General features: G+C 61.4%; 21 protein-coding genes. 9 read left to right on the top strand and 12 right to left on the bottom strand.

Annotated features, from left to right (window positions below; all coding sequences use genetic code 11):
- The first annotated feature begins 120 nt into the window (after positions 1 to 120).
- Positions 121 to 801 (top strand): heavy metal response regulator transcription factor, encoded by a 681-nt coding sequence (locus AB7M23_RS22025; RefSeq protein ID WP_454242025.1) that lies wholly within the window; start codon positions 121 to 123, stop codon positions 799 to 801.
- Positions 798 to 2,150: a heavy metal sensor histidine kinase gene (locus AB7M23_RS22030; protein WP_454242209.1), complete on the top strand. Its 1,353-nt coding sequence runs from the start codon at positions 798 to 800 to the stop codon at positions 2,148 to 2,150. The genes AB7M23_RS22025 and AB7M23_RS22030 overlap by 4 nt, the downstream gene beginning before the upstream one ends.
- Positions 2,151 to 2,273: 123 nt before the next feature.
- Here the strand turns inward: AB7M23_RS22030 and AB7M23_RS22035 are convergent, their stop codons facing one another.
- From AB7M23_RS22035 to AB7M23_RS22045, 3 genes are all read right to left on the bottom strand, one after another.
- Positions 2,274 to 3,518, bottom strand: a complete 1,245-nt coding sequence (locus AB7M23_RS22035; protein ID WP_330522914.1) for a lipoprotein-releasing ABC transporter permease subunit — start codon at positions 3,516 to 3,518, stop codon at positions 2,274 to 2,276.
- A gap of 72 nt (positions 3,519 to 3,590) precedes the next feature.
- Complete coding sequence (gene lolD, locus AB7M23_RS22040; RefSeq protein WP_176717400.1) at positions 3,591 to 4,274, bottom strand: lipoprotein-releasing ABC transporter ATP-binding protein LolD; 684 nt, start codon at positions 4,272 to 4,274, stop codon at positions 3,591 to 3,593.
- Between the two features lie 7 nt (positions 4,275 to 4,281).
- The gene (locus AB7M23_RS22045; RefSeq protein WP_454242026.1) at positions 4,282 to 5,532 is read right to left on the bottom strand and encodes a lipoprotein-releasing ABC transporter permease subunit; all 1,251 of its coding nucleotides are present in this window, start codon (positions 5,530 to 5,532) and stop codon (positions 4,282 to 4,284) included.
- A 94-nt stretch (positions 5,533 to 5,626) separates the two neighbouring features.
- Here AB7M23_RS22045 and AB7M23_RS22050 point away from each other — a divergent pair, with 94 nt between their 5' ends.
- Positions 5,627 to 6,214 carry a PilZ domain-containing protein gene (locus AB7M23_RS22050; RefSeq protein ID WP_065758472.1) on the top strand — a complete coding sequence of 196 codons (588 nt, stop codon included), beginning with the start codon at positions 5,627 to 5,629 and terminating at the stop codon, positions 6,212 to 6,214.
- A gap of 29 nt (positions 6,215 to 6,243) precedes the next feature.
- Positions 6,244 to 6,966, top strand: coding sequence for a glycerophosphodiester phosphodiesterase (locus AB7M23_RS22055; protein ID WP_065758471.1), 723 nt, complete (start codon positions 6,244 to 6,246; stop codon positions 6,964 to 6,966).
- Between the two features lie 42 nt (positions 6,967 to 7,008).
- Here AB7M23_RS22055 and sthA read toward each other — a convergent pair whose 3' ends face one another.
- From sthA to AB7M23_RS22070, 3 genes are all read right to left on the bottom strand, one after another.
- Complete coding sequence (gene sthA, locus AB7M23_RS22060) at positions 7,009 to 8,403, bottom strand: Si-specific NAD(P)(+) transhydrogenase (RefSeq protein ID WP_454242027.1); 1,395 nt, start codon at positions 8,401 to 8,403, stop codon at positions 7,009 to 7,011.
- A 180-nt stretch (positions 8,404 to 8,583) separates the two neighbouring features.
- Positions 8,584 to 9,594: an FAD:protein FMN transferase gene (locus AB7M23_RS22065; RefSeq protein ID WP_454242028.1), complete on the bottom strand. Its 1,011-nt coding sequence runs from the start codon at positions 9,592 to 9,594 to the stop codon at positions 8,584 to 8,586.
- A gap of 71 nt (positions 9,595 to 9,665) precedes the next feature.
- Positions 9,666 to 11,129: a glyceraldehyde-3-phosphate dehydrogenase gene (locus AB7M23_RS22070; protein WP_454242029.1), complete on the bottom strand. Its 1,464-nt coding sequence runs from the start codon at positions 11,127 to 11,129 to the stop codon at positions 9,666 to 9,668.
- 180 nt (positions 11,130 to 11,309) lie between these two features.
- On the opposite strand from AB7M23_RS22070, the gene mfd reads away from it, so the two are divergent.
- The 3 genes from mfd to AB7M23_RS22085 are packed head-to-tail and all read left to right on the top strand — an operon-like array spanning position 11,310 to position 17,604.
- Positions 11,310 to 14,759, top strand: coding sequence for a transcription-repair coupling factor (gene mfd, locus AB7M23_RS22075; RefSeq protein ID WP_454242030.1), 3,450 nt, complete (start codon positions 11,310 to 11,312; stop codon positions 14,757 to 14,759).
- Positions 14,760 to 14,768: 9 nt separating this feature from the next.
- The gene (locus tag AB7M23_RS22080) at positions 14,769 to 15,296 is read left to right on the top strand and encodes a CsiV family protein (protein WP_454242031.1); all 528 of its coding nucleotides are present in this window, start codon (positions 14,769 to 14,771) and stop codon (positions 15,294 to 15,296) included.
- Between the two features lies 1 nt (position 15,297).
- Positions 15,298 to 17,604 carry a DEAD/DEAH box helicase gene (locus tag AB7M23_RS22085; protein WP_454242032.1) on the top strand — a complete coding sequence of 769 codons (2,307 nt, stop codon included), beginning with the start codon at positions 15,298 to 15,300 and terminating at the stop codon, positions 17,602 to 17,604.
- A 69-nt stretch (positions 17,605 to 17,673) separates the two neighbouring features.
- Here the strand turns inward: AB7M23_RS22085 and AB7M23_RS22090 are convergent, their stop codons facing one another.
- Genes AB7M23_RS22090 through AB7M23_RS22105 form a run of 4 tightly spaced genes read right to left on the bottom strand, consistent with a single transcriptional unit; the run spans position 17,674 to position 20,716 of the window.
- Entirely contained in the window at positions 17,674 to 18,411 is a 738-nt protein-coding gene (locus AB7M23_RS22090; protein ID WP_454242033.1) for an S-methyl-5'-thioinosine phosphorylase, read from the bottom strand.
- Between the two features lie 9 nt (positions 18,412 to 18,420).
- On the bottom strand, positions 18,421 to 19,419 hold the full coding sequence (gene nagZ, locus AB7M23_RS22095) for a beta-N-acetylhexosaminidase (RefSeq protein WP_189395348.1): 999 nt from the start codon (positions 19,417 to 19,419) through the stop codon (positions 18,421 to 18,423).
- A gap of 22 nt (positions 19,420 to 19,441) precedes the next feature.
- A complete protein-coding gene (locus AB7M23_RS22100; protein ID WP_330522921.1) occupies positions 19,442 to 19,966 on the bottom strand; it encodes a L,D-transpeptidase in 525 nt (174 codons plus the stop codon).
- A 36-nt stretch (positions 19,967 to 20,002) separates the two neighbouring features.
- Positions 20,003 to 20,716, bottom strand: a complete 714-nt coding sequence (locus tag AB7M23_RS22105) for a TetR/AcrR family transcriptional regulator (protein WP_099775395.1) — start codon at positions 20,714 to 20,716, stop codon at positions 20,003 to 20,005.
- A 253-nt stretch (positions 20,717 to 20,969) separates the two neighbouring features.
- Between AB7M23_RS22105 and lexA the strand changes: the two genes are divergently transcribed.
- Both lexA and sulA read left to right on the top strand, forming a co-directional pair.
- Complete coding sequence (gene lexA / locus AB7M23_RS22110; protein WP_065758460.1) at positions 20,970 to 21,578, top strand: transcriptional repressor LexA; 609 nt, start codon at positions 20,970 to 20,972, stop codon at positions 21,576 to 21,578.
- Between the two features lie 12 nt (positions 21,579 to 21,590).
- Positions 21,591 to 22,064, top strand: coding sequence for an SOS-induced cell division inhibitor SulA (gene sulA / locus AB7M23_RS22115; protein ID WP_454242034.1), 474 nt, complete (start codon positions 21,591 to 21,593; stop codon positions 22,062 to 22,064).
- A gap of 64 nt (positions 22,065 to 22,128) precedes the next feature.
- On the opposite strand, the gene AB7M23_RS22120 is transcribed toward sulA, so the two are convergent.
- Positions 22,129 to 22,362 carry a hypothetical protein gene (locus AB7M23_RS22120; RefSeq protein ID WP_102051793.1) on the bottom strand — a complete coding sequence of 78 codons (234 nt, stop codon included), beginning with the start codon at positions 22,360 to 22,362 and terminating at the stop codon, positions 22,129 to 22,131.
- Positions 22,363 to 22,412: 50 nt separating this feature from the next.
- Entirely contained in the window at positions 22,413 to 22,934 is a 522-nt protein-coding gene (locus AB7M23_RS22125; protein WP_065758457.1) for a DUF6586 family protein, read from the bottom strand.
- Positions 22,935 to 22,996: the final 62 nt, after the last annotated feature.

Consider the following 22,996-nt stretch of genomic DNA (forward strand, 5'->3'; position numbering starts at 1 on the left):
GCCACTCTAACGAGGTGCCACTGGCAACCAGCTGACGAAAAGATTACAACTTTGTCAGCTTTGCCTTTTGCCATTCACACCACGGTATAACGCCCTGCCCACCCTTACCATGAGCGCCCCATGAAACTGCTGATCGTCGAAGACCAGGCCAAGACCGGCCAGTACCTGTGCCAGGGCTTGAGTGAAGCCGGGTTCAGCGCAGAGCTGGCCACCGATGGCAATACGGGCCAGCACCTGGCACTCAGCGGCGATTACGCGCTGTTGATTCTCGATGTCATGCTGCCGGGCCGTGATGGCTGGCAGATCCTGCAGGCGGTGCGCGCTGCCGGGCTGGATACCCCGGTACTGTTCCTGACGGCGCGCGATGCCGTGGAAGACCGCGTGCACGGCCTGGAGCTGGGTGCCGACGATTACCTGGTCAAGCCGTTCGCCTTCTCCGAATTGCTGGCGCGGGTACGCACCCTGCTGCGTCGCGGCAGCAACCCGACACAAGAAACCCTGCTGGGCGTGGCAGACCTGAGCCTTGACCTGATCCGCCGCCGGGTGGAACGCGCCGGGCAACGCATCGACCTGACCGCCAAGGAGTTTTCCCTGCTTGAACTGCTGCTGCGCCGCCAAGGCGAAGTACTGCCAAAATCGCTGATTGCCTCGCAGGTGTGGGACATGAACTTTGAAAGCGACACCAACGTGATCGAGGTCGCTATCCGCCGCCTGCGCCTCAAAATCGACGACGCACACGACAACAAGCTCATTCATACCGTGCGCGGCATGGGCTACGTCCTCGAAGAGCGGACGGCCTGATGCGCCGTCTTTCACTCGGCAACCGCCTGGCGCTGCTGTTTGCGGCCTGCACGGCGGTGGTCTCGCTGTTTGCTGGCGTACTGTTCAGTCGCGCCAGCGAAACCCATTTCATCGAGCTGGACCAGCAATTGCTCAGCGGGCGCCTGTCGTTGATGCGTCAGCTACTTGAGGGCGTGCATGACCCCGCAAGCCTGAACACGCGGCTGCCTGCGCTGCAGACGGAGCTAAGCCATCAGGCCGATCTGGCCGTGCGCATCCGCGGCAACGACGGACGCCTGTGGTTCGATAGCCAGCCCGGCCTGCCGGACTCCCCCATGGCGCCCGGCCTGAACACCCTGACGAGCGACGGCGCCGATTATCGCAGCCTGAGCGAACCTCTCGACGGCGACGGCGCACCGAACCTGACACTGTTCCTCGACATCACCCATCACCAGCACTTCCTGCAGCGCATGCAACGGCTGATCTGGCTGACCGTTGGCCTCTCGGCACTGGCCACCGCCCTGCTCGGTGCTTGGGCCGTACGCAGTGGCCTGCGCCCCTTACGGCAGATGGGTGAAGTGGCGGCCGGGGTTTCGGCCCGTTCGCTGACCACTCGCCTGCCGGTAGCACAGATGCCGATTGAGCTCGCTGACCTGGCAAACACCGTCAACGCCATGCTTGAGCGACTGGACGATGCCTTCCAGCGCCTTTCGGCATTCTCTTCCGACATCGCCCATGAGTTGCGTACGCCGCTGTCCAATCTGCTGACCCACACCCAGGTCACCCTGACCCGTCCGCGCAGCCTGGAAGAGTACCGCGAGGCCCTGCACGGCAACCTTGAAGAGCTGCAGTGGATGGCTCAACTGGTCAACGACATGCTCTACCTGGCCAAGGCCGATAACGGCCTGCTAATGCCCAGCCGCCAGCCGCTGGCATTGGAAGATGAGGTTGGCGCACTGCTGGAGTACTACGCACCATTGGCCGAGGACGCTCAGGTACGCTTGAGCCATATCGGCCAGGCGCGACTGGAAGGCGACCGCCACATGTTGCGCCGGGCACTGTCCAATCTGCTGGACAATGCCTTGCAGTTTACCCCGGCTGGCGGCGAGATCCGCCTGAAGCTTGAACAGCAGGATGCGGGTGTGAGGCTGGAAGTGGCCAACAGCGGCGAGCCGATTGACCCAGCGCTGATACCGCGGCTGTTCGACCGATTCTACCGCGTCGACCCGGCCCGCCATGAGGGCAACAGTGAGCACGCAGGTTTGGGCCTGGCGATCACCCAATCGATCATCAAGGCGCATGGCGGAACCATTCATGGCGAATCAGCTCAGGGCTGGACGCGCTTCGTGATTGAGTTGCCGACAGCGTAGGGTGGCTGCAGCCCATCCTGTAGGAGCCGGGCTTGCCCGCGATGGCATCGGCGCGGTGTCAGCAGGTTCGCGGTGCTTGCATCGCAGGCAAGCCTGCTCCAACGCATCCTGCAGGAGCCGGGCTTACTCGTAACGCAAGGCGTACGCTGGCTCTACCTGCGAGGCACGCCACGCTGGATACAGCGTAGCCAGGAAGCTCATCACCAACCCTGCACTGCAGATCAACGCCACATCGCCCCATTGCAGCTCCGACGGCAAGGTACTGACGAAGTACACGTCGGAGGTGAAGATATGCTGCCCGCTTACACGCTCAAGCCAACCGACCAGTTGGCTGACATTGATCGCGGCGATCACCCCGAGCACGCCCCCGATCAGCGTGCCGACGATACCGATCAATGTCCCCTGCACCATGAACGTGCCCATGATCTGCGCGGGCGTGGCGCCGATGGTACGCAGGATCGCGATATCCGCGCCCTTGTCGTTCACGACCATGATCAGGGTGGCAATGATGTTGAACGCCGCGACCGCGATGATCATCATCAACAGCAGGCCAATCATGGTCTTTTCCATTTTCATGGCACTGAACAGGCTACCCTGGGTGTGGGTCCAGTCATCGGCGCGGAACTGGTCACCCAACTGACCGACAATCGCTGTCGACACCTGAGGTGCGCTGTACAGGTCCTGCACCTTGATGCGTACACCCTGCACCTGGTTCGGCGCCCAATGTTGCATCTGCGCCGCATCGGCCATGTGGATCAGGCCCATGGAGCCATCGAGCTCGGCACCAACCTTGAACACGCCTACTACGTTCAGGCGCTGCATGCGCGGGGTAATACCGCCTGGCGCGGTGCTGACTTCCGGCACGATCAAGGTGAGCTTGTCACCGACATTCAAATGGAAGCGCCGCGCTGTAATCTCACCGATCACCACGCCGAACTCATCCGGTTTCAGGTCATCCAGACGCCCCTGAACGATATGACTGGCAACGATCGATACCTTGGCTTCCTGAGCCGGGTCGATACCGCTGATCTGGATCGGCTGCATCATGCCCTTGTAGGACAACATGCCTTCGAGCTCTGTCAGCGGTGCAGCGGCAATCACCTGAGGGTTCTTCAGCGCAGTAGCGGCCACGGCTTGCCAGTCATCCACCGGCTTGACGCCCAGCAGGGCAGCATGGGGCACCATGCCGAGAATCCGTGCGCTCATTTCACGCTGGAAACCGTTCATGACCGACAGCACCACGATCATCGCCAGCACGCCCAAGGCCAGGCCGATCATCGAGGTCATGGAGATGAACGAGATAAAGTGGTTACGGCGCTTGGCGCGGGTGTAGCGTGCGCCAATGAAAATAGACAAGGGTCTGAACATGAACTGAAGCACCCGGAAAAAGAGAAAGAACACGGTGCCGGCCATTCACGACCGGCACCCTGCACGGCCAGATCAGATCGGCACCAGACGCCCTTCTTCCAGGCGCAGTACGCGGTCCATCTGCCGGGCCAGGCTGAGGTCGTGGGTCACCACCAGAAAGGCGGTCTGCGACGAACTGCTCAGCTCCTTCATCAGCTCCTGGATACCTTGGGCGGTATGCTGGTCGAGGTTGCCGGTCGGCTCGTCAAGCATGACCAGGCCAGGGCGATTGACCAGCGCTCGCGCAATGGCCACGCGCTGACGTTCGCCACCAGACAGTTCAGACGGTTTGTGGCTCAGACGGTGCCCCAGCCCTACCCGCTTGAGCAGCGCTTCAGCGCGCTCGCGCGCTTCAGGAATGGCGGTACGACCAATCAGCAGCGGCATGCAGACGTTCTCCAGCGCGGTGAACTCTGGCAACAGGTGGTGGAACTGGTAGACGAACCCCAGGGCACGGTTGCGCAACAGGCCTCGGGCCCGCTCACCCAGTGCCGAAAGCTCTTCGCCAGCCAGCCAGACACTGCCCTCGGTGGGCGTATCCAGGCCACCCAGCAGGTTGAGCAAGGTACTCTTGCCCGAGCCGGAACTGCCGACGATGGCAATCCGCTCACCCGGGTGCAGTTCCAACTGCAGGCCCGAGAGCACCCGAACCGACTCCGGGCCCTCTTCATAGGATTTGCCCAGGTTGCGGCAACTCAGCACAGCTTTATTACTCATGCCCAACTCACTCATAACGTAGCGCCTCCGCTGGCTGGGTGCGTGCCGCACGCCAGGCCGGGTACAGGGTGGCGAGGAAACTCAGGACCAGTGCCGCGCCACAGACCATCCAGACATCCTCGGCCATCACCTGGGACGGCAGGTAGTCGATGAAATAGACGTCGGCATTGAGGAATTTGTGGCCGATCAACAACTCAAGGCCGGCGATCGCAGCACTGACGTTCAGGGCAGCGGCAATGCCGACCACCGCACCGATAAGCGTACCGACCACACCAATGACCGTACCCTGGACCATGAAGATTGCCATGATCTGCCCCGGGGTTGCCCCCAGGGTGCGCAGAATGGCGATATCGCCCTTCTTGTCGTTCACCACCATCACCAGCGTGGAGATGATATTGAACGCAGCGACGGCGACAATCAGCAGCAACAACAGGCCGATCATGGCTTTTTCCATGCGGATGGCCTGGTACAGGTTGCCGTGGCTGCGGGTCCAGTCGCGGGCGTAGAACTCCTGGTCACCCAGTTTCTGGGCGATGCTCCAGGCCGTGCGCGGCGCCTGGAACAGGTCATCGAACTTCAGGCGCAGGCCTTGCACCTGGTCGGCCTTCCAACGGTGCAAGCGCGACAGGTCGGAGAGGTTGGTCAACCCGAGGTAGCCGTCGATCTCGCCAGCGCCAACATGGAAGATGCCGACCACGGTGAAACGCTTCATGCGCGGGAACATGCCAGCAGGCGTCACGGTCACTTCAGGTGCAACGAAGGTCAGCTTGTCGCCAATGCCGACGCCCAACTTGGTCGCCGCCTTGTCGCCGATCATGATGCCGAACTCGCCGGGCACCAGGTCATCAAGCCGGCCCTGGCGGATAAAGTCATCGATGATCGAGACCTTGCGCTCCTGACCTGGGTCAATACCGTTGAGCAAGACTTTCTGCACCTTGCCATCGTGAGTCAGCAACCCTTGCATCTGGGTGAACGGTGCCACCGCCACCACCTGCGGGTTCTGCTTTACTGTATCGGCAAGTGCAGGCCAGTTATTGATGGGCTGGCCGGTTTCAAGCGTGGCATGGGGCACCATGCCCAGTACGCGGGTACGCATCTCATGATCGAAGCCATTCATGACCGAAAGCACCACGATCATCACCACCACGCCCAGGGCGAGGCCGATCATCGAGGTCAGGGAAATGAACGAGACGAAGTGGTTGCGGCGCTTGGCACGGGTATAACGCGTACCGATAAATACGAAGAGAGGTCTGAACATGTCGGGGCTTGTTCGGATGAAAGAGGAACGTCCTTGTGGCGGGGCTTGGACAGCAGCTTTACACTCAGACCACCGCCGCTACCATGGGTTCGCCATGTCGACATTAGATGAAGAAGATCGCCGCGAATACTACCGTATCGAGGATAGGATCGCACTGGAAATTCGCCCACTGAACGTTGCCGATGCGTCTGGCACAGAGTTGTTGCAAGATGCGTCACCGCTGTTCAACCTGCTCAGCGAACTGCACCTGAGCGAGTTCGAGTCACAGCACCTGTTGCGCCAGCTCAGCGAAAAGGACCGCACCCTCGCAGCCTTTCTCAAAGCCCAGAACAAACGCATCGACTTGCTCAGCCAGGTAGTCGCCCAGAGCCTGCTCGGGCAGATCGGCGAACCACACGCCGTAAAACTCTCCGAAGGTGGCATCGAGGCCCGCCAGCGCCAGGCGCTGGCCGTAGGCAGCCGCGTCGCGGTGAAAATGGTGTTGATGCCGCAAGCCCTGGGGTTGCTGCTACGCGCCAAGGTCACGCATTGCGACAGCAAGCCTGACGGGCTGTTCGATATTGGCGCCGAGTTCATCGACATCACCGACGCACAACGCCAGCTACTGGCGCGCTACATCCTGCAACGCCAGGCGCAACAACGGCGCCAGGCACTGGAGCAGAACAGCGCAACGCCCACCTGAGTTTCACTCTTTACCTTGAAGGAACAAACGTGACCCAGATCTACGGCCACCGTGGCGCCAAGGGCGAAGCGCCCGAGAATACCCTGACCAGCTTCCAGCAATGCCTGAGCCATGGCGTGCGGCGTTGCGAACTCGACCTGCACCTGTCTGCCGACAATGAACTGATGGTCATTCACGACCCGACACTCAAGCGCACTACCGGTCGACGCGGCAAGGTGGTTGAGCACAACGCCAGTGACCTGGTGACCTATGACGCACGCAAGGGTGGGCCGGGCTGGGTACACCCCTGCCCCATCCCGCGCCTTGAGGAACTGTTCGAGAAGTGCGATTTCGAGCACTGGCAACTTGAGGTCAAGAGCGCCTCACGCATGCGTGCCGCCACCACGGTACTGGCTATCCGCGAAATGGCGCTGCGCTTTGGCCTGCTCGACAAGATCACCATCACCTCCAGCTCACGGGAAGTGCTCGCTGCCGCCCTGGAATTGACCCCGGACATCTCGCGCGGCCTGGTAGCCGAATACGCCTGGCTCGACCCACTGAAGGTCGCCCAGAACTATGGCTGTGAGATGCTTGCGCTGAACTGGACACTGTGCAGCCCGGAACGCCTGGCAAAAGCTCAGCGCCAGGGCTTGCACGTGTCGGTGTGGACAGTCAACGAACCGGCGCTGATGCGCAGGCTCGCTGACTTCGGCGTAGACAGCCTGATTACAGACTTTCCCGGTTTGGCCACTGCCACCCTCGAGAATTGCTGAAATCGGTCTCCCCGGCCGGCTCAGGCCACCGGCCGGAGCCGCTCAAAAAAGCCGGTTGAGGCCGTCGTAGGCCGCTACCCGATAGGCTTCAGCCATGGTCGGGTAGTTGAAGGTGGTGTTGACGAAGTACTTCAGGGTGTTGCGCTCACCCGGCTGGTCCATGATGGCCTGGCCAATGTGAACGATCTCCGACGCCTGATAACCGAAGCAATGTACGCCAAGGATTTCCAGGGTCTCACGGTGGAACAGGATCTTCAGCATGCCCTGGGGCTCACCGGCGATCTGCGCACGCGCCATGCTCTTGAAGAATGCCTTGCCGACTTCGTAAGGCACCTTGGCCTGGGTCAGCTCCTGCTCGTTCTTGCCGATCGAGCTGATCTCAGGAATGGTGTAGATACCGGTCGGCACGTCGTTGACGAAGCGCCAGCTGCCGTTGTCAACGATGCTGCCCGCTGCCGAACGACCCTGGTCGTGAGCGGCACTGGCCAGGCTCGGCCAGCCGATCACATCGCCCGCGCCATAGATGTTCGGCACACAGGTGCGGTAGTTCTCGTCCACTTCGATCTGGCCACGGCTGTTGACCTTGATACCGATGTTTTCCAGGCCCAGCTTGTCGGTGTTGCCTGTACGGCCGTTGCACCAGAGCAAGGCGTCCGCCTTGATCTTCTTGCCCGACTTCAGGTGCAGGATCACGCCGTTATCCAGCCCTTCAACACGCTCGTAGTCTTCGTTGTGACGTACAGTGATGTTGTTGTTGCTGAAGTGATAGCTCAACGCCTGGGAGATTTCCGAGTCGAGGAAGCTGAGCAACTGACCACGGTTGTCCACCAGCTCAACCAGTACACCCAGACCACTGAAGATCGAGGCGTATTCGCAACCAATGACACCGGCACCGTAAACGATCAGCTTGCGCGGCGTATGGCCGAGGCTGAGGATGGTGTCGCTATCGTAGATACGCGGGTGATGGAAATCGATATCGGCCGGGCGATAAGGACGCGAGCCGGTAGCGATGATGATGTGCTTGGCTACCAGTTTCTCGACCACGCCGTTGGCGCAGACCACTTCGACGGTCTGTTCGTCAGCGAAGCTGCCGGTACCGAAGAACACGTCAACGCGGTTACGTGCGTAGTAGCCGGTGCGCGAAGCCACCTGCTTGGCGATTACCTTCTCGGCGCTCTTGAGCACGTCCGGGAACGAGAACCAGCGCGGCTCACCAATGGCCCGGAACATCGGGTTGGTGTTGAACTGCATGATCTGGCGCACCGAGTGACGCAGGGCCTTGGACGGGATGGTGCCCAGATGGGTGCAGTTGCCGCCGACCTGGCGACGGCTATCGACCATCGCCACCTTGCGCCCTGCTTTGGCGGCATTCATTGCCGCCCCTTCTCCTGCCGGGCCGGACCCCAGCACCACTACGTCGTAGTTGTAGACAGCCATGCGTACTCCTTCAGAACAGGCCCGCTCGCCACGCCGGCGATCGGGGCTAGATCATGCCGCCAAGAGCGTCATGAAAATATTCGGGTGCAGTCTAATCAAGCGTGAACGCCGCGCACATTAACCCTTGGTCGCGTCGTAGGCTATTTTTCTCTGCACTACATCTCACACTGCAACAGTCTGTTACTGCGCGTGCATCAGTCGCTCAAATGCAGGCGTCGCATGGGAGACGAAGCCTGTATCGGCACGGGTCACGAAAACTGCTGCTACATTGTATTTCAAGGCAAACGCCCAGCCCTGTTCAGGGCCGAGGATCAGCAACACCGTGGACATGCCATCGGCCATCAGCGTTGAGGGATCAAGCACCGTGACCGAAGCCAGACGATGACTGACCGGTGCACCAAGCCGCGCATCAAAGACATGCGAAAAACGCTGGCCATTCTGCTCGAAAAAATTGCGATAGTCTCCTGATGTAGAAACACCGTAACCCTCAAGCGCCAGCACTTGCTGAGCAACCTGCTGATCGGCACGCGGCCATTCCAGCGCAATGCGCCACGGACTGCCATCCGGCTTGCGCCCCACCGCCTTGAGCTCACCTGTCACTTCAACCAGGTAGCTGCTCACACCCAGCGCACGCATTCGCTCGACCAGCAAATCGACGGCATGGCCGGCAGCGATGCTGTTGAAGTCCAGCTCCAGCGGGGCATCCTTGCACAACTGCTGCCCGTCGACCTGCAGGTGTTCGTGGCCAACACGCCCGCGGGCTGCAGCCAACGCCTGCGCACCGGGCACCTCTTCACCCCGAGACTGCGGGCCAAAGCCCCACACATCAAGCAATGGCTCCACGGTCAGGTCAAAGGCGCCCTGGCTTTGCCGCGACAACTGCTCACCCAACTGCACCAGTTGCAGCACGTCTGCCGGCATGACCTGACAACTGTTGGCCGGCAAACGATTGAACTGCGCAATCAGTGAGTCGCTGCTGTAGGTAGAAAACGTATGGTCGATCTGCTGGAGAACCGCTTCCACCGCAAGCCGGACCTGTTCCGGCGCCGGGCCCTGAGCCGTACGCACATACTGCACCGTGTAGGTACTGCCCATGGTCGGGCCACTGATGCGTTCCAGCGAAGGCGTACGGTCGCAACCGCACAGCCACAACGCCAGAATCACCAGCCCCCCACCTGCCCACCGCGCCATTACGCCTCCTTGAGCCCAGACACAAAAAACGGGAACCCTGGGGTTCCCGTCTTGTGCAACCTGATGACCGCTTAGTGCGGGAATGCAGGCGGGTTGACCCCAGCCATGTCTTCCATCACACGCACGACCTGGCAGCTGTAACCGAATTCGTTGTCGTACCAAACGTACAGGACAACGCGGTTTTCGTTGCAGATAGTCGCTTCGGCATCGACGACGCCCGCGTGGCGCGAACCAACGAAGTCGGTGGAAACCACTTCCTGGGAGCTCACGTAGTCGATCTGCTTGTGCAGGTCCGAGTGCATGGCCATCTGGCGCAGGTACTCGTTGATCTCTTCGCGAGAAGTCGCCTTCTCCAGGTTCAGGTTCAGGATAGCCATCGAGACGTTAGGCGTCGGAACGCGGATAGCGTTGCCTGTCAGCTTGCCCTTGAGCACTGGCAGTGCCTTGGCGGCAGCGGTGGCAGCACCGGTCTCGGTGATCACCATGTTCAACGGAGCGCTACGACCACGGCGGCTGCCTTTGTGGAAGTTGTCGATCAGGTTCTGGTCGTTGGTGTACGAGTGAACGGTTTCGACGTGGCCGTTGACGATGCCGAACTTGTCATTCACAGCCTTGAGCACCGGCACGATGGCGTTGGTGGTGCAGGAGGCCGCCGAGATGATCTTGTCTTCAGGGCTGATTTCGCCGTGGTTGATACCGTGAACGATGTTCTTCAGGGCACCTTTGCCAGGCGCGGTGAGGATCACACGGGAAGCACCCGGGCAGGCCAGGTGTTGGCCCAGGCCCTCGGCATCACGCCATACACCGGTGTTGTCGACGATCAGAGCGTCCTTGATGCCGTACTGGGTGTAGTCGACTTCACTTGGGCTCTTCGCGTAGATCACCTGGATCAGGTTACCGTTGGCGGTGATGGTGTTGTTCTCTTCATCGATGGTGATGGTGCCATCGAATGGACCATGCACCGAGTCACGGCGCAGCAGGCTGGCGCGCTTGACCAGGTCGTTGGTAGCACCTTTACGCACGACAATGGCGCGCAGGCGCAGGCCGTCGCCACCACCGGTCTTCTCGATCAGGATGCGGGCCAGCAGGCGACCGATACGACCGAAGCCGTACAGGACCACATCAGTGCCCTTGCGTGCCGAAGCGTTCTGCTTGCCGACCACGTCGGCCATTTCTTCGCGCACGAACTGCTCGGCGGTACGGCCGTTGCCTTGTTCCTTGAACTTGACAGCCAGCTTGCCCAGGTCGACCGAGGCGGCGCCCAGCTTAAGCTCGCTCATGGCCTTGAGCAGCGGGAATGTCTCGTGGACAGACAGTTCGGATTCGTCGGACTGGCGATGACGCGCAAAGCGGTGGGCCTTGAGGATCGCAATCACTGAACGGTTGATCAGGCTACGGCCATAGATCGAGCTCACCACGTTGTTATTGCGGTAGAGCTGACCGATAAGCGGGATCATCGCTTCTGCAAGCGCTTCACGATCAATCCACTCACCAAGACACTGGTCGGGCTTCTGAGTCACGGGAACCTTCCACATGTAGGGACAGAAAAAAGGGGCTACATTATGACGCCCCGAGGTGTTTCGAGCAATGCGCGCCTGTCGCTCCTCTTATCGCGGCATGACATCCGTGGTTTTTTGCCCCCTTCGCGCCTGACAGGCCGCCCCCAGGCCCGGTACAATCGACCCTTTGTCGCAACGCTTGGAGCTCGACCGCCCGTGCCAGTTCTGCGTCTTCCGCACCTGCCGGCCACCGCCGGCAAACACACCTGGAGCAACCTGCCGGGCGCCGCCCTGAGCCTGGCTATTGCCGAAGCCGCCAGCGCCGCCAAGCGCTTTACCCTGCTGCTGACCGCCGACAGCCAGACGGCCGACCGCCTGGAGCAGGAACTGCGCTTCTTCGCACCGCAGTTGCCGGTACTGCCCTTCCCCGACTGGGAAACCCTGCCGTACGACCTGTTCTCGCCGCACCAGGACATCATCTCTCAACGCGTGGCCAGCCTGTACCGGCTGCCGGAGCTCGACCACGGCATTCTCGTTGTACCGATCACCACCGCCCTGCACCGCCTGGCGCCAACACGCTTCCTGCTGGGCAGCAGCCTGGTGCTGGATATCGGTCAGAAACTCGACGTCGAGCAGATGCGCCTGCGCCTTGAAGCCAGTGGCTACCGCTGTGTCGACACCGTTTATGAACATGGCGAGTTTGCCGTGCGCGGGGCCCTGATCGACCTGTTCCCAATGGGCAGCAAGCTGCCTTACCGGATCGACCTGTTCGACGACGAAATCGAAACCCTGCGCACGTTCGACCCGGAGACCCAGCGTTCGATCGACAAGGTCGATTCGGTACGCCTGCTGCCCGCGCGCGAATTTCCGCTGCAAAAGGACGCCGTGACCCAGTTCAAGGCGCGCTTTCGTGAACGGTTCGACGTCGACTTCCGCCGCAGCCCGATCTTCCAGGACCTCACCAGCGGCATTATTCCCGCAGGCATCGAGTACTACCTGCCACTGTTCTTCGAGGAAACCTCGACGCTGTTCGACTACCTGCCGCAGGACACCCAGGTGTTTTCCCTGCCGGGTATCGAGCAGGCCGCCGAACACTTCTGGAGCGACGTGCGCAACCGTTACGACGAGCGCCGCATCGACCCGAACCGGCCATTGCTGCCCCCCGTCGAACTGTTCATGCCGGTAGAAGACTGCTTCGCCCAACTCAAGCGCTGGCCGCGCATCGTGGTCAGCCAGGATGACAGCGAGGGCGGTGTTGGCCGCGAGCGCTTCGCCGCGCAGACGCTACCGAACCTGGCGATCGAAGCCAAGGCCAACCAGCCGCTGGCCGCACTGTCCAGTTTCCTTGATCAGTTCCCGGGCCGCGTCTTGTTCACCGCCGAATCGGCGGGGCGCCGCGAAGTGCTGCTGGAGCTGCTCGAACGCCTGAAGCTGCGCCCACAGACCCTCGACAGCTGGGACGACTTCGTTCAAAGCAAAGAGCGCCTGGGGATCACCATCGCGCCACTGGACGACGGCCTGCTGCTAGAAAGCCCCGCCCTGGCGCTGGTCGCCGAAAGCCCATTGTTCGGCCAGCGCGTCATGCAGCGTCGACGCCGCGAGAAGCGCAGCGACGGCACTAACGATGCGGTCATCAAGAACCTCACCGAACTGCGCGAAGGCGCGCCGGTGGTCCACATCGACCACGGTGTTGGCCGTTACCTGGGCCTGGCGACGCTGGAGATCGACAACCAGGCCGCCGAGTTCCTGACGCTTGCCTACGCCGAGGGCGCCAAGCTCTATGTACCGGTCGCCAACCTGCACCTGATCGCGCGCTACACCGGTAGCGACGACGCCCTGGCACCGCTGCACCGCCTGGGCTCGGAAGTCTGGCAAAAGGCCAAGCGCAAAGCCGCCGAACAGGTCCGCGACGTAGCCGCCGAACTGCTCGACATCTACGCCCGCCGCGCAGCACGCAAGGGTTATGCCTTTGCCGACCCGGCAGCCGACTATGCCACCTTCAGCGCCGGCTTCCCGTTCGAGGAAACCCCGGACCAGCAAGCCGCCATCGAAGCGGTACGCGAGGACATGCTCGCCGCCAAGCCAATGGACCGCCTGGTCTGTGGCGACGTCGGCTTCGGCAAGACCGAAGTAGCCATGCGAGCCGCGTTTATCGCTGTGCATGGCGGACGCCAGGTGGCCATCCTGGTGCCCACCACCCTGCTCGCCCAGCAGCACTACAACAGCTTCCGCGACCGCTTTGCCGACTGGCCGGTGACCGTGGAGGTGATGAGCCGTTTCAAGTCAGCCAAGGAAATCAACGCCGCCGTCCAGGACCTGGCCGACGGCAAGATCGACATCGTCATCGGCACGCACAAGCTGCTGCAGGACGACGTCAAGATGAAAGACCTTGGCCTGGTGATCATCGACGAAGAACACCGTTTCGGCGTGCGTCAGAAGGAACAGCTCAAAGCACTGCGCAGCGAAGTCGACATTCTTACCCTCACCGCCACGCCGATCCCGCGGACGCTGAACATGGCGGTGTCCGGCATGCGCGACCTGTCGATCATCGCAACCCCGCCAGCGCGACGCCTGTCGGTGCGCACCTTTGTCATGGAGCAGAACAAAAGCACCATCAAGGAAGCGCTGCTGCGTGAGCTGCTGCGCGGCGGCCAGGTCTACTACCTGCACAACGATGTGAAGACCATCGAAAAATGTGCTGCCGACCTCGCCGAACTGGTGCCGGAGGCGCGTATCGGCGTTGGCCATGGGCAAATGCGCGAGCGTGAACTCGAACAGGTGATGAGCGACTTTTACCACAAGCGCTTCAACGTCCTGATTGCCTCGACCATCATCGAGACCGGTATCGACGTACCCAGCGCCAACACCATCATCATCGAACGCGCCGACAAATTCGGCCTGGCGCAGCTGCACCAGCTACGTGGACGCGTGGGGCGCAGCCACCACCAGGCGTATGCCTACCTGCTCACACCGCCACGCCAGCAGATCACCGCCGATGCGGAAAAGCGTCTGGAAGCCATCGCAAACACCCAGGACCTTGGGGCAGGTTTCGTCCTGGCGACCAACGACCTGGAAATCCGTGGCGCGGGCGAACTGCTCGGCGAAGGCCAGAGCGGCCAGATCCAGGCCGTAGGCTTCACCCTGTACATGGAAATGCTCGAACGTGCGGTCAAAGCCATTCGCAAGGGCACGCAACCCAACCTCGATCAACCGCTCGGCGGCGGCCCGGAAATCAACCTGCGCGTGCCAGCGCTGATTCCCGAGGACTACCTGCCGGATGTCCATGCACGCCTGATTCTCTACAAACGCATTGCCTCGGCTACCGATGAAGACGGCCTCAAGGACCTGCAGGTGGAGATGATCGATCGCTTCGGCCTGCTGCCGGAGCCGACCAAGAACCTGGTGCGCCTGACCCTGCTCAAACTGCAGGCCGAGCAGCTCGGCATCAAGAAAGTCGATGCCGGCCCACAAGGCGGGAAGATCGAATTCGCCGGGGAAACCCCTGTCGATCCACTGGTACTGATCAAACTGATCCAGAGCCAACCCAAACGCTACAAGTTCGAGGGCGCAACGCAGTTCAAGTTCATGGTTCCCATGGAGCGCGCAGAAGAACGCTTCAATACCCTCGAGGCGCTGTTCGAGCGCCTGACCCCGACATCCGCTTAAGGAAAACCGATGCGCCTGATTCGCTCCCTGGCCCTGCTGGCCGCGCTCTGCTCCACCAGCGCCTTCGCTGACGGCCTGTATCAGATCGAGATGATTCTGGTTCGGCAAAACAGCGTGCCGGCCATTACCAGCCAGTACGCCCCGGAAGACTGGGCCGCCGACGCCAAGACGTTAAGCAGCACCGACGAAAGCAAACCCGCAATGAACGACGAAGCGGCAAAGCTGCAGGCCGACAGCCAGTACACCATCCTGCTGCACAAAGCCTGGCAACAGAACCTGAGCGCCGAACCGGGCAAGGTCGCCATCAGTGACGGCAAACAGCACTTCGGCCACTTCCCCGTGGAGGGCAACCTGAGCCTGAGCGACGGCCGCTTCATCAGCGCTGACGCCAGTTTCTGGGTCAACCGTTTTGCGGCCGACGGCAGCATTATCCAGACCGAACAGTTCAAGCAGAGCAACAGCAACATGCGCCTTGGCGACCTGAACTACCTTGACGGCGGCCATCTGGCACTGCTGCTCAAGGTCACGAAGCTTTGAAATGCCCGACCGTGTGATAGCCCCACTTCTACCCCAGCCACGCCTGTGGCTGGGCAGCATCGAGTTCAGCGCCTTCGAGCCTCGCAACGGGCGCATGCAGCGTTACACCCAACACCGTGCCGCGCTCGCGTTCGGCTATGCCGGCGACTATGTCAGCGGCACCCTGCATGCGCGTCAGGCGCAACCCCTGCAGCGCCACCTGAGCGCCGAGCAAAGCCTGCGCGAAACACTCCTGAGCCTGGGCTTCAAGGTTGCCACCCGGCAGAGCAAAGCCTTGCCGGAAAGTGCCGGCGAGCCGTTCGAGCTCCCCAGCGAGGCAGCCTGGTTACGCTTTGTCCTCAATGACCTGCCACACTTGCGCGAGCAAGGCTGGCAAATCATCTGCGCTGACGACTTCGCCTTTGACCTCACCCCGGTCGACGACTGGTACGCCCAGGTCGTCGAGACGCCCGAACGCGACTGGTTCGACCTCGAGCTGGGCATCGTGGTCAATGGCGAGCGCTTGAGCCTGTTGCCGATCCTGCTCAACCTGCTGCGTACCCACCCGGAATTGCTCAACAGCGCGCACCTGGCCAAACGCCGTGACGACGAGCAGATCCTGGTGCCCATTCCCCACCCTCATGCACCGCGCAAGACGCTTCAGATCGCCCTGCCGTACGGGCGGCTCAAACCGGTATTGGCCACCCTGGGGGATTTTTACCTGCGCGAGCCGGGCGAGACCACCGTACGCCTGGCCAGCCCTGACGCGGCGCGCCTGAACACCCTGCTCGAGCTGCCACTGACCTGGGAAGGCGGTGAGCGGGTTCGCGCCCTGGGCGAACGCCTGCGCGATATTCGTACCCAGGCCGTCACCACCCCTGAAGGCCTGAAAGCTACCCTGCGCCCCTATCAGCTTGAAGGCCTGAGCTGGATGCAGGCGCTGCGCGAACTGGACGTCGGCGGCATCCTGGCTGACGACATGGGCCTGGGCAAGACGCTGCAAACCCTGGCCCACCTGCTGACTGAAAAAAACGCAGGCCGTCTTGATCGACCGGCAATGGTGGTAATGCCCACCAGCCTGATCCCCAACTGGCAGGATGAAGCCGAGCGCTTTGCTCCGCAGTTACGGGTACTGGCATTGCAAGGCATTGGTCGCCGACAGTACTTCGACAAGCTGGCGGACTACGACCTGCTCCTAACAACCTATGCGCTGCTGCCCAAGGACCTTGACCACCTCAAGCACCTGCCACTGCACGTACTGATCCTGGACGAAGCCCAGTACATCAAGAGCCCCACCAGCAAGGCCGCTCAGGCTGCGCGACAGCTGGAGGCGCGGCAACGCCTGTGCCTGAGTGGTACGCCACTGGAAAACCACCTGGGCGAACTCTGGTCACTGTTCCACTTCCTGCTGCCAGGATGGCTGGGCGACAACAAGGCGTTCAACCGCGATTACCGGGTGCCTATTGAGCGCCAGGGGGACGAAGAACGCTTGCAACACCTGAATGCACGGATAAAGCCCTTCCTGCTGCGCCGAACCAAGGAGCAAGTGGCAACCGAACTGCCGGCCAAGACCGAAATGATCCACTGGGTCGACTTGACCGAAGCACAGCGCGACGTCTATGAAACCATGCGCCTGGCCATGGACAAGAAAGTCCGCAACGAGATCAGCCGCAAGGGTGTTGCCCGCAGCCAGATCATCATTCTTGAGGCACTGCTGAAGCTGCGCCAAGTCTGTTGCGACCTGCGTCTGGTCAAATCGGAGGCAGCCGGCCCATCACGCAGCGCGAATTCGGGCAAACTCAACAGCCTGCTGGAGATGCTTGAAGAATTGCTCGCCGAAGGCCGTCGAGTGCTGCTGTTCTCGCAGTTCACCAGCATGCTTTCGCTGATTGGCGAGGAACTGCAACAGCGCGGTATCGACTATGCGTTGTTGACGGGTGACACCCGCGACCGACGCGCACCGGTTGCAGACTTCCAGAGCGGCCGGCTGCAGATCTTCCTGATCAGCCTCAAGGCCGGTGGCGTCGGCCTCAACCTCACGGCAGCCGACACCGTGATTCACTACGACCCGTGGTGGAACCCGGCAGCCGAACAGCAAGCGACCGACCGTGCATACCGCATTGGCCAGGAAAAACCGGTGTTCGTCTACAAGCTGATTACCCGCGGCACCGTGGAAGAGAAGATCCAGCAGCTGCAGCAGGAGAAGTCTGCACTGGCAGCCGGTGTACTGGATGGGCGCCAGGCCGGAGACTGGAAACTGGCCGACGACGATATCGACGCACTACTGGCACCCTTGCCAGGCCGTCGCCACCCGCCTAAAAGCGGGTGAGCCCGGTATTTACGAGGGTGTTAACGAAGGTATCAGCGGGGTGCCAGCGCGATCAAAGCAGCGGCACAATCAGCCCGCCAACACCCGCGCCAGAGTCGATTTCACCTTGCCCATGCCATCGTGCAGTGCCTGCTCGATTTCGGCCATGGTGATCACGGCGGTTGATTTGCCCGCCGCCGGGTTCACCACCAATGCCAGGCAGGCATAGTCCAGCTCCAGCTCGCGCGCCAATGCAGCTTCCGGCATGCCGGTCATGCCGACGATGTCGCAGCCATCACGCTCAAGACGGGCGATCTCGGCAACGGTTTCCAGGCGTGGCCCTTGGGTGCAGGCATAAACACCATGACTGCTGTAACCGACACCTTCGGCTGCCAGCGCGGCAATCAACCGGGCACGCAGCGGCTCGCTGTAGGGGTAGCTGAAGTCGATGTGCGTGACCTGCTCCAGGTCATCGGCAAAATACGTGTGCTCACGACCACTGGTGTAGTCGATCAGTTGATGCGGCACACAGAAATGCCCGGTCCCCATCGCCGCATGAATGCCACCCACGGCGTTCACCGCCAGGATTGCCTCAGCACCCGCCTGCTTCAATGCCCACAGGTTGGCACGGTAGTTGACCTTATGCGGTGGAAAGCGGTGCGGATGACCATGACGGGCCAGGAACAGCACTTCACGACCGGCATACTCACCCACCAATACGTCAGCCGACGGCCGGCCATAGGGCGTGTCCATCGGCATCGCCTGACGAATGTTCAAGCCCTCAAGCTGGGTCAGGCCGGTACCGCCGATAATGGCGTAAACAGTCATTGTGTGTCCTTAATCGATCAACTGGGCTTCTTGCAAAGCCCCTAAAGCCGCTAGCCAGCGTGGCTGTTGGCGATACTCGGTAGTGGCAAAGCCTTGCCCGCGCATGCGCGCGATACGTGGCGAGGGCTTTACCTTCATGCGCTGGGCTGCCGACAACGCAAGCTCTGCCGCCGCCCGATCGTTGCACACCAGCCCCATGTCACAGCCTGCACTCAAGGCGGCCTCGATTCGACTGGCAGCGTCACCAACGACGTGCGCACCGGCCATCGACAGGTCATCACTGAAGATCACACCGTCAAAACCCAGCTCGCCACGCAGAATGTCCTGCAGCCAGCGCCGCGAGAAACCGGCAGGCTGATTATCGACCTGCGGATAGATCACGTGCGCCGGCATCACAGCAGCCAACTGCCCACTCAAGCGAGTGAACGGAACCAAGTCGGCGGCGCGGATCTGCGCGAGGCTGCGCTCATCGGTCGGGATCGCCACGTGCGAATCCGCCTCGGCCCAGCCATGGCCGGGGAAATGCTTGCCACAGGCCGCCATGCCGGCTGCGTTCATGCCACGGATGAAGGCACCAGCCAGCACGGTAGCGCGCTCGGGGTCACCTTCAAACGCACGGCTGCCGACCACCGCACTGCGCTGATGATCGAGATCCAGCACTGGCGCGAAGCTGAGGTCCAGGCCTACCGCCAGCACTTCGGTCGCCATCAGCCAGCCACATTGCTCTGCCAGGTACTCGGCATTGTCGTTGTCGGCAATGGCGCGCATGGCCGGCAAACGCACAAAGCCCTGACGCAGGCGCTGCACCCGGCCACCCTCCTGGTCGACCGCCAGGATCAGGTCGGGGCGAATGGCGCGAATGGAGGCGGTCAGTTCTCGCACCTGGCGCGGGCAGTCGATGTTGCGGGCAAAAATGATCAGGCCCGCCACTTCGGGCTGGCGCAGGAGTTGACGGTCTTCGGCGGTCAACCAGGTACCGGCGACGTCCACCATCAGGGAGCCTTGCAGGCTGGCACTCATAAATGATCCTTCAGTTGAGGGAGGTCGTGGCCCACTCGGGGCACGCGGCTTCTTCGATCTGCACAGGGCAATGCACCGGCACCTGCTCGAACAGGCTCACCAGGTCGGCATTGCGTAGGCGCACACAACCATGGGACAGCGGAACGCCCATGGGTTCCGTGTCCGGTGTGCCATGCAGGTAGATATAGCGGCGGAAGGTATCGACCGGCCCAAGGCGATTGCGCCCTGGCTCACAGCCACTGAGCCAGAGGATGCGCGACAGAATCCAGTCACGCCCGGGAAACTGCTCATGCAGTGCCGGCGTCCAGGTTTCACCCGTCCAGCGTCGCCCCCTCAGCACCGCGCCGCAGGGCAAGCCCGCGCCAATTTTTGCGCGAACCTGATGGCGACCGCGAGGGGTGCATCCGGAACCACTGGTTTCCCCCGCACCGTTGAGCGCGGTAGACACTGGAAGACGCACGACCAGGCGCCCCTGGGCAAACCCGTAGAGGCATTGATCGGCGATGGAAATATGCAGTAAATCGAGAGTAGGCATGGGGCGCTAGCTTAGCTGAAGCGCCCCGCCGTTGCATCAGGCCTTGGCAGGCATCGGCGCACTGCCCGACTTGCTGCGCGGACGCAATTGCGCAGCGGCCATGGCTTCGTCGGTCACACCGCTTTCGGCGCGCATGCCGGCCGCCAGGAACGGCACCATAAGGCGCATGACCTGCTCGATCGAGGTGTTGACCCCGAAATCGGTTTCGGCAATTGCGCGCAACGCCTTGATGCCGGACATGCTGAACGCGGCGGCGCCGAGCATGAAATGCACGCGCCAGAACAGTTCGATTGGCGGAATACGCGGCGCCGCTTCGTTGACCAGCAACATGTAGCGACGGAACACCTTGCCGTACATGTCTTCCAGGTACCGCCGCAAGTGCCCTTGGCTCTGGCTGAACGCCAACCCCAGCAGGCGCATGAAAATGGACAGGTCGTTGCCACTGCGCGGCTGCACCGCCAGCGCCTGCTCGACCAACATTTCCAGCAGCTCTTCGAGTGTCGGCTTTTGCTCCGGGCGCGCCTGACGACGCTCCAGCTCACGCTCCAGGCTGGCACAGAACGGGCCAAGGAAACGCGAGAAGACGGCCTGGATCAGCGCCTTCTTGGAACCGAAATGGTAGTTCACCGCCGCCAGGTTGACGCCGGCCTTGCTGGTAATCAGCCGCAACGAGGTTTCGGCAAAACCTTTTTCCGCGAACAACTGTTCTGCTGCATCGAGAATGCGTTCAACGGTTTCCGACTGGGCCATGACTACTCCGCCTGACAAACACTTGTTTGAAACATACGTTTCAAGCCAGGGTATTGTCAAGTCTGGGCGGCCGTTTTCTGGCTCACGGGTCACGTATTTAATCACAGCTTCAAGGCGCAGGCTTCAGGCAACAAGCTCACGCAAGTCGACGTCGTTGCAGCGCCAACAGCCCGTCAGGTGAAGCTTATGTATTGCCAACCCTCTTCCACTGTATATAATCCCAGTCACTGTATAAAAAGACAGAGCGATCGACATGCTAAAACTGACGCCACGCCAAGCTGAGATTCTGGCTTTTATCAAACGCTGCCTGGAAGACAACGGCTTTCCGCCAACACGTGCGGAAATCGCCCAGGAGCTGGGCTTCAAATCGCCCAACGCTGCCGAGGAACACCTCAAGGCACTGGCCCGCAAAGGCGCGATCGAAATGACCCCGGGCGCCTCTCGCGGCATCCGCATCCCAGGCTTCGAGGCCAAGAGCGACGACAGTGGCCTGCCAATCATTGGTCGAGTCGCCGCCGGTGCACCCATTCTCGCCCAGCAACACATTGAGCAATCCTGCAACATCAACCCAAGCTTCTTCCACCCCAAGGCCGACTACCTGTTGCGCGTTCACGGCATGAGCATGAAGGATGTCGGCATTCTGGACGGTGACCTGCTGGCCGTTCACACCTGCCGCGAAGCCCGTAACGGCCAGATCGTCGTTGCCCGTATCGGCGACGAAGTCACGGTCAAACGCTTCAAGCGCGAAGGCAACAAAGTCTGGCTGATAGCCGAAAACCCTGAGTTCGCGCCCATCGAAGTCGACCTCAAAGAGCAGGAACTGGTGATCGAAGGCTTGAGCGTCGGCGTCATTCGCCGCTAATTAGGAGGCGTTATGCAGTTCCCCCATGTACCTCAGCAAGCCCAACTGCCGTTGTTCGAGGCGTTCCTGGCCCAGCCGATCCTGCCCCGCCTGAAGCCGGCAGAACCTGTGCGACCGAACAACGATCCCGAGGTATTCAGTGAGCTTTCCTTCCGAGGCGCACTGGGGAACTGCCAAAACCTGCTGGCCCCAATGCTTCGTGAACTGAGCGAAGAACAGGATGCCCGCTGGCTGACCCTGATCGCACCGCCTACCAGCCTGACTCAAGCCTGGCTACGCGATGCCGGCCTGAACCGCGAACGCATCCTTCTGCTACAGCCACGCAACACCCAGAGCGCCCTGCAACTGGCATGCGACGCCTTGCGCCTGGGCCGCAGCCACACCGTAGTGAGCTGGTTAAACCCGGTCAGCACGTCGGCCCGCCAACAACTGATCAATGCTGCACGTGCCGGGCACGCGCAAAGCCTGAACATCCGCCTCGGCTGATGTTCAGCAGGTCAATACATCTGCAGGCAAGGCTTCTCCAGAACGGAGAAGCCCTCAACGGCGATTAATGCAGAACCCGTGGGCCGTCTTCACGATCGATCTCGCCTTCAACCAGCTTGCCAGCCATCTGCACGCCCACGCTGAGCATAGCCTTGGCCACTTCAACGTGCTGCCCTTGCAGAAAAGCCTTGGCGTCCTCAGAGAAATCCAGGGTAACCAACGACCCTTCGTCCTCGGCGCGGCGCAGTTCGATCCGGCCGTCAGGTAACTCGACAATTTCTAGAAAGGACGTTGGCATAAAAGGCTGTTCTCCACGAAAGGCTGGCATTGTACCAGCCACCGATGAACTCAGCACTCACTCAAGCCCTCACGGAAACGAACGGTCAGGCTTTTGAGATTCTGCCGCCAGAGCTCCAACGCCTCCCGCGACAGCGGCTCAACCTCAGGCTCATCAAGGCTAACCGCCTGAATCAATGGCTGAGTAACGTCGGTTTTCGGCTTTTTTGCCGCGACAGGCGGTCGGAACAAATTGGCATAAGCACTTATCAGTTGCGCCAGCCAGGTTTCCGGCTGACGCGCCAACTCGATCAGCTCGGCCATCTCGGGGATGGCCACTGCCTCAAGCACTTCAGGCGTCAGCAACAGCTCGACACGCGATGCGCCGGCTTGCGGCAAACGGTAGAAACCCGCAATTTCGTGGCACAACCCCAGCAACGCCCCATAGAGATGGAAGAGCGCCGACTCACGCTCGGCCTGAACCAGCGCCTGGGCATTCATCGCCCGACTCTCCTGCGCCTTGCCAAGCGCCTCAAGGGCCAGGCCAGCGAAATAGATCTTCTGATTGGTGCGGGTATAGAGTTCCTGGGCCATCTGGATGCCCTCCGAAAGGCTGCAAGGCGGGCCTGCCAGTTTCAGGGATGCCCTGCCCGACC

It is taken from the genome of Pseudomonas sp. HLS-6 TE3448, assembly GCF_053629555.1.

Excerpts from the sequence above, each read along its gene's own strand:
- AB7M23_RS22025 (WP_454242025.1), top strand. The coding sequence starts at position 121 with ATGAAACTGCTGATCGTCGAAGACCAGGCCAAGACCGGCCAGTACCTG.
- AB7M23_RS22035 (WP_330522914.1), bottom strand. The coding sequence starts at position 3,518 with ATGTTCAGACCCTTGTCTATTTTCATTGGCGCACGCTACACCCGCGCC.
- lolD (WP_176717400.1), bottom strand. The coding sequence starts at position 4,274 with ATGAGTAATAAAGCTGTGCTGAGTTGCCGCAACCTGGGCAAATCCTAT.
- AB7M23_RS22045 (WP_454242026.1), bottom strand. The coding sequence starts at position 5,532 with ATGTTCAGACCTCTCTTCGTATTTATCGGTACGCGTTATACCCGTGCC.
- AB7M23_RS22050 (WP_065758472.1), top strand. The coding sequence starts at position 5,627 with ATGTCGACATTAGATGAAGAAGATCGCCGCGAATACTACCGTATCGAG.
- sthA (WP_454242027.1), bottom strand. The coding sequence starts at position 8,403 with ATGGCTGTCTACAACTACGACGTAGTGGTGCTGGGGTCCGGCCCGGCA.
- AB7M23_RS22065 (WP_454242028.1), bottom strand. The coding sequence starts at position 9,594 with ATGGCGCGGTGGGCAGGTGGGGGGCTGGTGATTCTGGCGTTGTGGCTG.
- AB7M23_RS22070 (WP_454242029.1), bottom strand. The coding sequence starts at position 11,129 with ATGTGGAAGGTTCCCGTGACTCAGAAGCCCGACCAGTGTCTTGGTGAG.
- AB7M23_RS22080 (WP_454242031.1), top strand. The coding sequence starts at position 14,769 with ATGCGCCTGATTCGCTCCCTGGCCCTGCTGGCCGCGCTCTGCTCCACC.
- AB7M23_RS22085 (WP_454242032.1), top strand. The coding sequence starts at position 15,298 with ATGCCCGACCGTGTGATAGCCCCACTTCTACCCCAGCCACGCCTGTGG.
- AB7M23_RS22090 (WP_454242033.1), bottom strand. The coding sequence starts at position 18,411 with ATGACTGTTTACGCCATTATCGGCGGTACCGGCCTGACCCAGCTTGAG.
- AB7M23_RS22100 (WP_330522921.1), bottom strand. The coding sequence starts at position 19,966 with ATGCCTACTCTCGATTTACTGCATATTTCCATCGCCGATCAATGCCTC.
- AB7M23_RS22105 (WP_099775395.1), bottom strand. The coding sequence starts at position 20,716 with ATGGCCCAGTCGGAAACCGTTGAACGCATTCTCGATGCAGCAGAACAG.
- lexA (WP_065758460.1), top strand. The coding sequence starts at position 20,970 with ATGCTAAAACTGACGCCACGCCAAGCTGAGATTCTGGCTTTTATCAAA.
- sulA (WP_454242034.1), top strand. The coding sequence starts at position 21,591 with ATGCAGTTCCCCCATGTACCTCAGCAAGCCCAACTGCCGTTGTTCGAG.
- AB7M23_RS22120 (WP_102051793.1), bottom strand. The coding sequence starts at position 22,362 with ATGCCAACGTCCTTTCTAGAAATTGTCGAGTTACCTGACGGCCGGATC.
- AB7M23_RS22125 (WP_065758457.1), bottom strand. The coding sequence starts at position 22,934 with ATGGCCCAGGAACTCTATACCCGCACCAATCAGAAGATCTATTTCGCT.